Genomic DNA, 10,897 nt, shown 5'->3' on the forward strand with positions numbered 1-10,897 from the left:
TTAATCTTAAAAAGAGACCGTTATTTCATTCATAGAAAAGGCTATATACCCATGCCGATTTCTGAGCATCCTTACTGAAAATTCAAAGTCGTTTTTTTCAGTATTTTCAACCTCTGCAAAACTTCAGAACCCCTTTTGCAGCACAGTCAATGATTTAAATCGCTGTGCTGCCGAAATGGGGCCTGCATCATCTGTCCTTAGAGCTCAATTTCATTTTGCAGGAGTGGCTTGTTGCAATTTTTCAAGCAACGCTTGCTTAGATGCTGCTGATCAATCACTGCCTGAATTTATTTTATTTAAGAGCTTTTTCAATTGCTCTATATCTGAGCTGTTCATACCTGAGGATGACTGCTTTGCTGCATCGGGTGAAGTTAAGCCAGTATCTGGCACAGGCTTAGGCACGCTATTCGAATTTGGAAGCTTGGCCAGGAATGTAGCCAATTGTTCTTTTGTTATATTTCCAGAAGGATTAAACGCTCCGGTACCATCAATTAATCTAGCTTTTTTTATAGCCTCTATATATAGCAGTGCATATCCATCAGTAGGCACATCCTGAAAGCCTGAAGTGTTTGATGGGTGGTTCTCTGCTACTCCCAAAATCAATGCAGCCACTTTGGCAAATTGTGCTCGATTCATCTCATCAGAACCTAAGGCATTGCCACTGCTTCCCTCAAAAACCCCAGCAGCTATTAATGCATCAAACTTTGCCCTTGTCGCAGCATCCAGATCTTTCAAATCACTAAAATCAGCAGAAGTCTTTGGTTTATTCGCACTATTATTCGAGCTGCCAGTATTAGAAGCTATTCCAGCTGGAACTGCTGGCTTATTAGAATTATTGGTATTTGAAGTATCTAAGGGCAATGAAAGACTCGGATTACCTCCCGCACTTGCAGAAGGTAAAATACTTGCTGGAAACGCAGTAGCAGGAAGCGTACTTGATGGATTTACAGGAACGATAATTGGAGGTGGCATCTGTGTTGGTGTGTAACCAAATTGTCCCGGTGATAAATTAAGGGCACCACTAGAATTAGATAGTTGTATTAGACCATCAATAACTTGTACGTATAACCCAGGTGCAGAAGATCCAGATACAGCTGGAACTGCTGGCTTATTAGAATTATTGGTATTTGAAGTATCTAAAGGCTTTGGAAGACTCGGATTTCCTCCTGTATTTGCAGAAGGTAAAATACTTGCTGGAAGCGTAGCAGCTGGAACTGATGAGTTTCCATTATTACTCATGACAGGAATGGCGGGTGGTTGAGCAACATTACGCATATTGCCAATAATAGAACTTCGGCTGTCCTGTATTTTCTGATTGAAGTTCGTCATAACATCAAAAGCTTCATTGCGCTTATTAGACAAAACCTGCAAGAGGAGCATGTCCATTTGCTGAGAGTTTGACCCTGAATCTATTTGACCTCTAATCCTTGTTTGCACTGCCTCTATATCTGCTTTATTTAAAATATTGCCTTTCAATAGGCTTCCAATATCTACACCAGCAGATTGAGCATCAACTTTAAGCTTCTGGAACAGCTTGTCGATATTTGATCCGGCAGTAAGCTGGATAGACTTTTGTGTTGTTGAAAATATCGCCAATAAAGCTTGCAAGCTATTCAATGTCGTATTGAGTTTGCCAATTTGCTCATTCCTGGCCTGCACTCCCGCCATCTGATCTCGAAGCTGACTTTCCAATAAGTTCGCTCTTTGACTTTGAACAGCCATTAATGCACTTTCAAGATCCATTCCAGCCAGATTTATTGGCGAAATCGCACCGATATTATTCATATTAGGCGTGCTGCCTGGCGTTGCCAAAGCACTTATATTTGCACTGCTAGCCGCAGTAATATTGGCCTGTGCAGTAAGCTGTAAATTAGCTAACTGATAGTTTTGTACATCAGTACCTGTCAACACCAAGTTCTGAATATTGACTTGCTTATTGTTTCCCACAGCAGCATCAGAAAATATCCCTTGCCCGATAATACCTAGCTGATCTCCCTGCAAGAGACCATCAAAAACGGCATTGGCTGTATTAATTATCGCTAAATTTGTCCCGTCATACGTCTTATTATTTGCGCTAATTCCAGTGATATTACTGATAGTGGCCTTATCAATTTTGACCTCGGCCGCTTCAAATGCAAGATCATATCCATTTTGTTCAGAATACAACCCGCTCAATTGTGACTTATAAACACCTGCATTTTTGCCGCCGCCCTCATAAACAGCATTTCCCTTTATCTTTGAAGTATCCGCATTCTGTACAGAATTGGTATAACTGCTGCTGTTTTGATTTGAACCATTATATACAGTGTGATAGTCATCTGCTTTAACTGCCAATGGGGTCAAAAATGCTCGCAGTAGTGGCCCTGTCTGTCCTTCATAAATCCGCCATGCTGCGCCACTGCCTGCCATATCACTAATATTCCAACCTAAATCCAGGTAGTTTTGTTTTGATTTAGCCTGATTGTCTGTTAGCGTGCTTTCCGCTCCGGCATTATTCCAGACTGTTATATCGCCACCTGCCTGAGTGAAATAACCATTGCTTATGGAAGATCCCCAATTATCTCCAATCAGTACACTTGAGCCATTTTCACTATTCACCTGAGCCGAGCTATACACCCGATCAACAGTGCTGTAATAACTCTCGCCGACCAAGCCTCCTACAGCGTAGCGCCCCTCTACATTCCCCTGTACAAAACTGTTACTCAGCTTTGAATTAACCATACTGCCAATAAGTCCACCTACTGACTCACTACCTTGAATCTGTGCATTGATTAAACCTACATTGCGGATATCCGCATCCTCAATCTTTCCAAATAAGCCCACATAGCTGCCTTGTCCTTGGTAGCCCTGCTTATCGATTTTCAGATTTTCAATTACATGACCTAAACCATCAAACAATCCTGTAAATGGACTGTTTCCTGCATTTGGCCCACTACCTTCAATCATGCTGCCAATCGGGGTGAAATTAGCGATACTGCTTGCATTAATATGAGTGCCTAGGGCGTAGTTACCTACCAAATCATCTTTCATTTCCTGCAAAGCTGTCACATCAGTAATCACCTGAAATTCTTTTAAATTTGCAACATCCGAGCCACGTTGTGTACTAAAATTTAAACCTTGCTGTAAATGCACCGGTGCTTGTATAAAATAATCCGCATAGGTTGGCATGGTCTGAGCATGAATAGCACTATAAATGATACCGTTGCTGCCATCCGCACTTTGCTGTCCGTATTTCAGTACAAGTTTTCCACCCTCTCCCTGACTGGCATCCACCACATTATTGATATAAATATTATTATAAGCATCCAGTGTCAGTGTTTTCCCACTGTCCCATTGAATGGCGTCATTCACTAAAATATCGCCTTTTCCGGCGCTGTTGTTCTGGGTGAGGGCGGAATTGTTCAACACTGTCGCCTGTGTTTCTGTCGTTTGAATCGTTACATCGGTATTTTTTAGGGCGGCATTCAGTGCTGCACCGGTCATGTTTCCATTTTTAGCAGCCACCACAAAATCTACCGGATCGATCAGCCATGTACCCGTTTTCCCATTTGTACCGGCCTTTGTACTTACCTGTGCTAGGTCAGCAATATTTACACTGGCAGCAGACGTTTCAATAAAACCGCCATTCTGCCCATTTTTACCTTCAGCTACCAAACTGCCTGAAATATTGACTGCACCCTTAGACATATCGCCTAACAGTACAATTTCACCCTTGGCATTGGTTTCCAAACGGTTTGCCTGAATATAGCCCGTGTGGTTCACCACTGCTCTGCCCAGCTGCTTTTCTGCAACTGCGGTCAAATGCACAACCCCATTATCTGCAATAATGGCGCCGCCATTTTCAACCAAGCCCTGCAAGGTTCCCTTGTCTATGTCATAGCTTGCAAGTTTTCCATTTTGCAGAATGACACGAACTTTATCCGCAGCAGTTAATTTGACCTGACCATTAGGTGCAGTAATAGAACCCGTATTTTTTACAACAGGCGCAATGAGTGCAACCGTGCCGCTATTTGCGACCTGAATATCACCATAATTTTCAACTGCGCCATTTTCCCCACGACCTGCAAAAGTAAACTTACCTTGCAATAAATCGTATTCTTGTAAATCTAGGGTAGAAGCAACAATACCGCCCACATTGACTTGAGCGGTTTTAGAAAAAATCACACCATTTGGGTTAATCAGAAAAACCTGACCGTTCGCATTTAGCCGGCCCATAATTTGACTGGCGTTGTTGTCCAGCACACGATTTAATGCAACCGAAGATTGATTCTGCTGATTAAAATTGACTGTTGCATGACGACCAATATTAAAAGTGTTCCAATGGGTTGAAAGATTTTGAGTATGTTGATTAATATTTAGCGTATTGCCTGTTTGGGTAAAATCAGCACTGCCAGACATCACCTGCTGGCCTGTTGGCAAAGTTGTCTCATTGATGGCAGCAAAAATGCTGCTACTGAGGGTGAGTAAAACGGTGCTTAAAGCACAGCACATCAGTACTTTAATCATATTTTTATTTGTATCTGAAACAGTTCGATTGCCAGAATGGCGTTTTGCTAATTCTGATACTGCTTGCCAGCAGTGCATTTTATTATTCCAAACCAATCTATAGAATCTGTTCATGATTAATCTCAGGAAAATTCAAGCATTAATCAATAATTAGAACATCACGCATTAATGCGGTATATCACTAGAATTGGGTATTTTAAAAAATACAAGAGAGTTTGTAAGTTATTCTGTTTAAATTTCGTTTTTTATAACTGGTATTTTAATTAATCATCACAGTGAATCATACCCTTTGTTTGGACAACATATTTTTCGTTCATTGACAAAGGTCGTTTCAGCCTCACAAAAATGCAGATACAATAGCTTTTCAGTGGCCTAATCAATATAAACCAGCTCACCGAAGCAATCAGGGTTATAGCGTGGCCGGTATGAACGTTTCAGTCGTGTAGATCGCGAAATCCAGCGCCGAACTGTTTCTACCGGGATATTCAGAGCACATATGCTGCTGAGTTTCCCATGCGCCAGGATGGGTCCAAATCCAAGCAGATGTTCAGAAATAATGGAAAGATATTGCGGTTTTAATAAATCCTCATGGCGAGAATGGTCAGGTTGCCTACAACTAGTATGCGCCATACCTAAAACACCATTAGCTAAAAACGATTTAGCTTACCATCAGCGGCTATTTGCAACAGTGCCCAGCATTGGATGGCCGCATCGGAATAGATTTGATTCCGACCTGGTTTACTATTCGCTTGTGCATACCATTGAGTATTGGCATCAAACCAAATCGTGATATTTCCTTGATTGATTAAGGCTTGGTTGTAGAAAGACCAATTGGTTGTTCTATAAATTTTAGGGACTGGCTTATTCATCTAAGAATTATATTATGGAATAAGCCCTTAACGGTAGGTTTATGCAACAAAGCCGTAATTAAATTATCATATAAAATCAGTATGATATTGCATGATCAAGAGCATGTTCACCCTCGAATTGGCTTTTTCATGGATTTATCACGTTCCACGATTTTCATAAGCTAAACTAAATATAGTGTCCAATTACAATTGAGTTATTCCCCGGCTTTTAAATACCGATATACCGCCTGACGACTAATTCCAAATGCTTGGCCTAATGCCATTTTTGAAGGGTACTTGCCTTCCTTCCATTCTTGTCGTAAAGCTTCAGCCTGATCAGGCTTCAATTTATGTACCCGGCCTTTGTACTTCCCTTGAGCAGAAGCGAGTTTAATTCCTTCCTTTTGCCTTTCCAGAATGATCTCACGTTCGAATTGTGCAAAAGCCCCCATCAGTTGCAGCATCAAATTATCCATCGGGGTGGATTGAGCCGTAAAAGTAATATTTTCTTTTACAAACTGGATGGCGATCCCTCGTTTAACCAGTTTATCTACTTCAGTGACCAAATCTTTCAGGCTTCGCGCAAAACGATCCATGGAATGTACAATCACCCTGTCCCCTTCCCGGACATAGTTCAACATTTCCTGAAATTTCGGTCGGTCGGTATTTTTACCCGAAGCTCGGTCAACAAAAATTCGGTCGACTTCAATTCCCTCAAGTTGACGTCCCGTATTTTGCTCGACTGAACTGACCCGAACATAGCCTACTTTTTGACCTTTCACTCTTTCACGCCCCAATTGGATAAAAATGAACAATTTCGTAAATTATAAATCTTTGATACCAAAGTTACATGTTATATATGGTTAAAAATCATTTAAATGAGACATGCTTTTACGAACTTTTAGATTGTTACTTTAGGGTATGATCTAAAATTACATTAGGCCATTCAGTAAATTTGTAAACCCTAAATAGAAATGTCCGGTTTGCCATCTGATCAAGACTACCCAGATTTCTACATATTAAAAAATATTACTGCAGCCATCAGATTACATTTTTTAAATTTGCAAAAATAATTTCATACTCATAAATATTTTTAATAAAAAACAATAAATTAAATAGTTGCTTAGTTTTCATAATGTATATATAGTGTATATACATTTTATTGTATTAGTGCCTTTGGGAATAAACATCTTATGACTGATCAACCCAAAAAAATAAAGGCCAACAAAAAAGATGGGCAACTCTTAATTCGAATTAACAGCACTGAACGTGATGAGTTCATTCAGTTATGTGAAACTATGGACACCAGTGCCGCTAGAGAATTAAGAAAATTTATCCGTAGTTTTATGAAAAAAAACCAGTCAGCGGATATTCATACCAAGGAGTGACATCATGTCGAAGCAAGTTAAAATCTTGAAACAGAAGATCAAAGCACGTCTTGAAACGATTTCAAAACACGAAAACAAGTTAAATAAGCTCAAAAAGCAGCTTAAAAAACAGAAGTAATAGCGTGGATTAGCCTCCCTAGAAAGTAAAAAAAAGCTGAATTTCCCAATAGGAAATTCAGCTTTTTTCATTAGTTCCTGCCTAGTTTTTAAGGGACAGATCAGGATGTGTGTTTTTATTGCCTATATTTTTAAATCAGACTTGGAGGTGCATCAAAAATACGAATTAAAGTAACTGCAGGGCCAGTTGGAAAGCCCTAAAATTATACCAGCTCGGAAATAATCTCTACTAATACTGCATCTGCTTGTGAAGTACTTCTAACAGCAGAAATTTCATTTTTAATTTTAGTGAGAGATTTCCCGGTTTCTTTGAAAGAAAAAACGGTTTTATTTCCTGTGAGAATTAGAGGAGTAAGATTAGCGACTTCGCCTATTTTTAAGAATAGTTCTGCCACTCTGACTTGATGAGCATAAATAGATCTTAACTTTTGGGTAATTTCTAAAGCAGTATGTTTATTCATAAATATAACCATTAATTTTATTAGACTTTTGAACATTTTAATTCTTGTAAGTCCAATATTAGCAGAACTAGTATTGATGAGTAAAATTTGTACACTCGTGCACTTAAAAACTGATTATTGCTAATGGCGAAAGGTTTTCAGCTTTTAAAGCTGAAAATATCTTGAAAAAATTGCAAAGCAGGCAATACGTCATATTAGGCTCAGCTTGAAATACTCGAAAATACAGATAAAAAAACCACACCCGAAGGTGTGGAGAATAAAGGAAAACACATTTTCAAGACTAAGGCGGAAACTACAGCTAGTTTCTTGTCTCTATTTTCTATTTAATTTTATGGTTTTTATAGGTGTTAAATATTTCGACAGTAAAAATATGATGACTTCATGTATAGATTGAATTATCGGCAATTCAAAACATCCTATCTTTAACGGAACGCTCTTTTAATCTTTTGATCTGTCTTATATTGCGATAAAGCATACACAGCCCAAATGGCAGCAGGAATCCAACCTAAAACAGTAATCTGAAGTATCAAACAAATAATCCCCGCGAATGGTCGGCCTATGGTAAAAAAAACCAACCAGGGAAAAATTAATGCCACTATCATTAAAATGAGCTGCATACATTTTGAAACACCACCGATTTTTTAATTTAAATACTAAACAATCAGTACTAAAAACCCCACACATTATCGAATTTAACCAGTAATACTGTTAGATCAACAAACTTGCGTTAAAATAGATATGATCACTCTTAGAATGGTAAGCGATATGAGAAAACGCCTTAAAGATTATAATATTGAACAAGTAGCTAGTCGTGAAAAGGTTTCTGGTCAAGTTTTGACTATACAATTTAGTAATGATGAAGCAACTAAACGAGTTGTCATGCATAGTGCTAGACGAGTGATCCAGCAACATAAAGCAGAAATACAAGAGCTAGCTTATAAATGAGCCTAATTAGTTCTACATTCGTAATTGCTGTACATGATGAGATTTTGCTACAAACTGGTGTTGGTCGATCTGGTTGCCACATTGAGAAACTAGAAAGTGTCCTAAACCGCATAGATCAGCAAATGTATTACAGCGATGTGAGTGATATCTTTGAAATTGCTGCCTGGTTTGGTATTGCAATTTCAAAAGGACATGCTTTTGTCGATGGCAACAAAAGAACAGGATTAGCCGTCATGCTGACCTATCTTGAAATTCAGGGTGTAACTATTCAAGAACACACTGGCTTAGATGATTTAATGGTGGATATCGTTGAATCACAAGAAAATCATGAGATTTTGGCAAAATTAGTTGCTGGATTCTTATACGAACTATCCATTATTTAATTTATCTGACTACGGAATATAAACACTTTAAATGGATTCTAACACCCATCTTTATATTTATTATTAAATTTCAATGTTTTATATTGTGTTGAAAAGCCCATTCGAGGGTGAATGGGCTTTTTATAATTCTCTATCATGCTGATTTTAAAAAATAAAAAAATAGTTGTTATTCACCATTTAAAATGTCCTGTTTTTAACCACAAGAGTCAAGCACAGGATTCAACTTTCTTTGTTTAATATCGGCTTTCTGAGCCTTACAGCTTGGCATATTTTTGTTTGTTCTTGAACGTTTATTCTGTTTTTCCAACTCTTCATGTTGTTGCTGGATATGCGCCAGAACTGAACCTAACCGTTTATTCTCAACCACTTCATTCTGCTGTAGCCCAGCCAATTTATTGAAGATGCTGTAGTTGAGCTTTCGTACCTCATACATGAGGGCCACAGTCCCATCCGGGTACTCCAGAAATGAAATATATTGTCCAACCAGCTTATGATTCAGCGCTGTCGGTTCAAGCAGATAAATACACTTGTCATAGGTCAGGGTTAGATTCTTGGTGACCTTACGCAGTTCCTGCCAGGTAAAAATATCATCCAGTTAAAGATCAGATTCGGTTATCCGACATAGACACCAACATATTAAACAGCCCGCTAAGAAATTCTTTAATTAAGTATTCTAAAAGCGGACATTTTTACTTTGAAGAAACGAAACATTTCTACTTTGGGCTTACACTTGTTTATTTCTATAAGCACTTTATATTAAATGGTAGTAGGATTTAGCACATGGTTTGCAAGACCATGAATATCTAGGTTGCCAATCAACCACTCACGTCTGAACGGGCAATATCCGCAAGGATCTTCCCTATTTAACTGATGTAACAACCAAAACAGCTATCCCGATTGGAAGTAAAATTGAGCTAAAAGATGGTGTGCAAATTTTACTTTCCAAGCAAGAAGGTGGCCGTCTGGCTGTAGTACAGATGGTTGAAACTTAGACTGAAAATGTATTGAGCATAAGTTTATCTTGGGAAGACGGTTGAGACTTACATAAACCAAAAGTTTTATAGCGTAATAAAATCATTTCTGCCCAATTGCGATGTGTAGCAGGTTCTAACATTGAGCCATGGCTTTTAAATACACTTTTAGCATCTTGCGATAAAATTTGCTGTGCTTCATGAAATTCTTCTGTATTTATTTGAAGGGCTTGATGAATATATTCAATTTGCGAGGGGTGAATGGCAGTTTTTGTATAAATCCCGTTATTCATATCTTGGCATATTTCACTCATAAGCAATTGTGTGTGGTTGATATGTTCACACACCGGTGAACTGAGTTGAAAGCCAGCTGGAATAAATAAGCCTGCCAATTGTGAAATCAACATACCTACAGGGGTTTGATAAATCGTACTATTTTTAGGACGACGTAAATTTAAACAGGACAGCAGGTCATTACCTCCAATTCTTAAACATAAGGTTTTATGAAAATCATATTTGAGTGCTTGATTAAGTTCAATATTATGGCCCATATCAAAAATTTCTTTAGTTTCAAGCGTCGGCATCAGGTTGATATTAGATGGCAAAACGTCCATCCATTGCTTTAAATCGTGCAGCGTAAACTTGGGTAAAATCATGCCGCTGTAGGTATGATTTAAGTCCCAGTCGACAATGTGTTTTGCCATCTCAATATTTCTAGGTCGAATAAATATCGCAGGTGCCTTTGAGTTCGGCTGCTCTAAGCGCTTTTGTAATAAAAGTTTTAAATTGACCATCGCAGTTTGTATATCTTTTTCCAAAACGGCATCTTCTAAGCAGACTGCAATAGATTTAAGTATTGGAAATTTAGACCCTTCGGTAACTTCCCATAACTGCTTATGGGTTGCAGGAATGTACATGGTTGCACCAAGTTCAATCGCATGTTGCAGTTGTTTCATTTATTTTTCTCGACTTTTTTTATCAGAGTTACTGCATGATATGGACCTAATTTGGCGCCTAAAATATCTAAGGGAATATTCTGTTCTTGGGCAAAATGTAAGGCACTGTTGCAAATAGCCTGACATGCTAAGCTAAATATCTTGTTTGTCAGAGATACAGTTGATGAATCCATTTCATGGTCGGCATTTTCGTGGCGAAATCATTCTTTGGGCTGTACGTTGGTACTGTAAATACGGTATTAGTTATCGTGAACTTCAAGAAATGCTTGCTGAACGAGGTGTGAATGTTGATCACACCACAATTTATCGTTGGGTTCAGCAT

General features: G+C 38.6%; 8 protein-coding genes and 4 pseudogenes. 4 read left to right on the plus strand and 8 right to left on the minus strand.

Annotated features, from left to right (window positions below):
- Positions 1 to 270: 270 nt before the first annotated feature.
- The 4 genes and pseudogenes from ACP69Y_RS15765 to ACP69Y_RS15780 form a co-directional block, all read right to left on the minus strand.
- Positions 271 to 4,620, minus strand: coding sequence for a filamentous hemagglutinin N-terminal domain-containing protein (locus ACP69Y_RS15765; RefSeq protein WP_425919400.1), 4,350 nt, complete (start codon positions 4,618 to 4,620; stop codon positions 271 to 273).
- Positions 4,621 to 4,881: 261 nt separating this feature from the next.
- Positions 4,882 to 5,151: pseudogene (locus ACP69Y_RS15770) on the minus strand (ISNCY family transposase); the annotation flags it as partial.
- Positions 5,152 to 5,186: 35 nt separating this feature from the next.
- A pseudogene (locus ACP69Y_RS15775) lies at positions 5,187 to 5,375 on the minus strand (transposase); the annotation flags it as partial.
- A gap of 194 nt (positions 5,376 to 5,569) precedes the next feature.
- Entirely contained in the window at positions 5,570 to 6,136 is a 567-nt protein-coding gene (locus ACP69Y_RS15780) for a recombinase family protein (protein ID WP_348960257.1), read from the minus strand.
- A gap of 411 nt (positions 6,137 to 6,547) precedes the next feature.
- On the opposite strand from ACP69Y_RS15780, the gene ACP69Y_RS15785 reads away from it, so the two are divergent.
- The gene (locus tag ACP69Y_RS15785) at positions 6,548 to 6,742 is read left to right on the plus strand and encodes a hypothetical protein (protein ID WP_171541295.1); all 195 of its coding nucleotides are present in this window, start codon (positions 6,548 to 6,550) and stop codon (positions 6,740 to 6,742) included.
- A 320-nt stretch (positions 6,743 to 7,062) separates the two neighbouring features.
- Here ACP69Y_RS15785 and ACP69Y_RS15790 read toward each other — a convergent pair whose 3' ends face one another.
- Both ACP69Y_RS15790 and ACP69Y_RS15795 read right to left on the minus strand, forming a co-directional pair.
- Complete coding sequence (locus tag ACP69Y_RS15790; protein WP_425919401.1) at positions 7,063 to 7,320, minus strand: hypothetical protein; 258 nt, start codon at positions 7,318 to 7,320, stop codon at positions 7,063 to 7,065.
- 422 nt (positions 7,321 to 7,742) lie between these two features.
- Entirely contained in the window at positions 7,743 to 7,937 is a 195-nt protein-coding gene (locus tag ACP69Y_RS15795; protein WP_425919402.1) for a YqaE/Pmp3 family membrane protein, read from the minus strand.
- 148 nt (positions 7,938 to 8,085) lie between these two features.
- On the opposite strand from ACP69Y_RS15795, the gene ACP69Y_RS15800 reads away from it, so the two are divergent.
- Together ACP69Y_RS15800 and ACP69Y_RS15805 are read left to right on the plus strand one after the other, a co-directional pair.
- Complete coding sequence (locus tag ACP69Y_RS15800; protein WP_425919403.1) at positions 8,086 to 8,265, plus strand: hypothetical protein; 180 nt, start codon at positions 8,086 to 8,088, stop codon at positions 8,263 to 8,265.
- A complete protein-coding gene (locus ACP69Y_RS15805; RefSeq protein ID WP_161418651.1) occupies positions 8,262 to 8,648 on the plus strand; it encodes a type II toxin-antitoxin system death-on-curing family toxin in 387 nt (128 codons plus the stop codon). The genes ACP69Y_RS15800 and ACP69Y_RS15805 overlap by 4 nt, the downstream gene beginning before the upstream one ends.
- Before the next feature lie 193 nt (positions 8,649 to 8,841).
- On the opposite strand, the pseudogene ACP69Y_RS15810 reads toward ACP69Y_RS15805, so the two are convergent.
- Together ACP69Y_RS15810 and ACP69Y_RS15815 are read right to left on the minus strand one after the other, a co-directional pair.
- Positions 8,842 to 9,243 (minus strand): annotated as a pseudogene (locus ACP69Y_RS15810) (ISNCY family transposase); the annotation flags it as partial.
- 393 nt (positions 9,244 to 9,636) lie between these two features.
- The gene (locus ACP69Y_RS15815) at positions 9,637 to 10,575 is read right to left on the minus strand and encodes an HpcH/HpaI aldolase/citrate lyase family protein (RefSeq protein ID WP_425919404.1); all 939 of its coding nucleotides are present in this window, start codon (positions 10,573 to 10,575) and stop codon (positions 9,637 to 9,639) included.
- A 163-nt stretch (positions 10,576 to 10,738) separates the two neighbouring features.
- On the opposite strand from ACP69Y_RS15815, the pseudogene ACP69Y_RS15820 reads away from it, so the two are divergent.
- Positions 10,739 to 10,897 (plus strand): annotated as a pseudogene (locus tag ACP69Y_RS15820) (IS6 family transposase); the annotation flags it as partial.

It is taken from the genome of Acinetobacter sp. TSRC1-2 (assembly GCF_049895885.1).
GTDB lineage: Bacteria > Pseudomonadota > Gammaproteobacteria > Pseudomonadales > Moraxellaceae > Acinetobacter.

Coding starts and splice junctions, on each gene's coding strand:
- ACP69Y_RS15800 (WP_425919403.1), top strand. CDS start 8,086: ATGAGAAAACGCCTTAAAGATTATAATATTGAACAAGTAGCTAGTCGT.
- ACP69Y_RS15790 (WP_425919401.1), bottom strand. CDS start 7,320: ATGAATAAACATACTGCTTTAGAAATTACCCAAAAGTTAAGATCTATT.
- ACP69Y_RS15795 (WP_425919402.1), bottom strand. CDS start 7,937: ATGCAGCTCATTTTAATGATAGTGGCATTAATTTTTCCCTGGTTGGTT.
- ACP69Y_RS15765 (WP_425919400.1), bottom strand. CDS start 4,620: ATGAACAGATTCTATAGATTGGTTTGGAATAATAAAATGCACTGCTGG.
- ACP69Y_RS15815 (WP_425919404.1), bottom strand. CDS start 10,575: ATGAAACAACTGCAACATGCGATTGAACTTGGTGCAACCATGTACATT.
- ACP69Y_RS15805 (WP_161418651.1), top strand. CDS start 8,262: ATGAGCCTAATTAGTTCTACATTCGTAATTGCTGTACATGATGAGATT.
- ACP69Y_RS15785 (WP_171541295.1), top strand. CDS start 6,548: ATGACTGATCAACCCAAAAAAATAAAGGCCAACAAAAAAGATGGGCAA.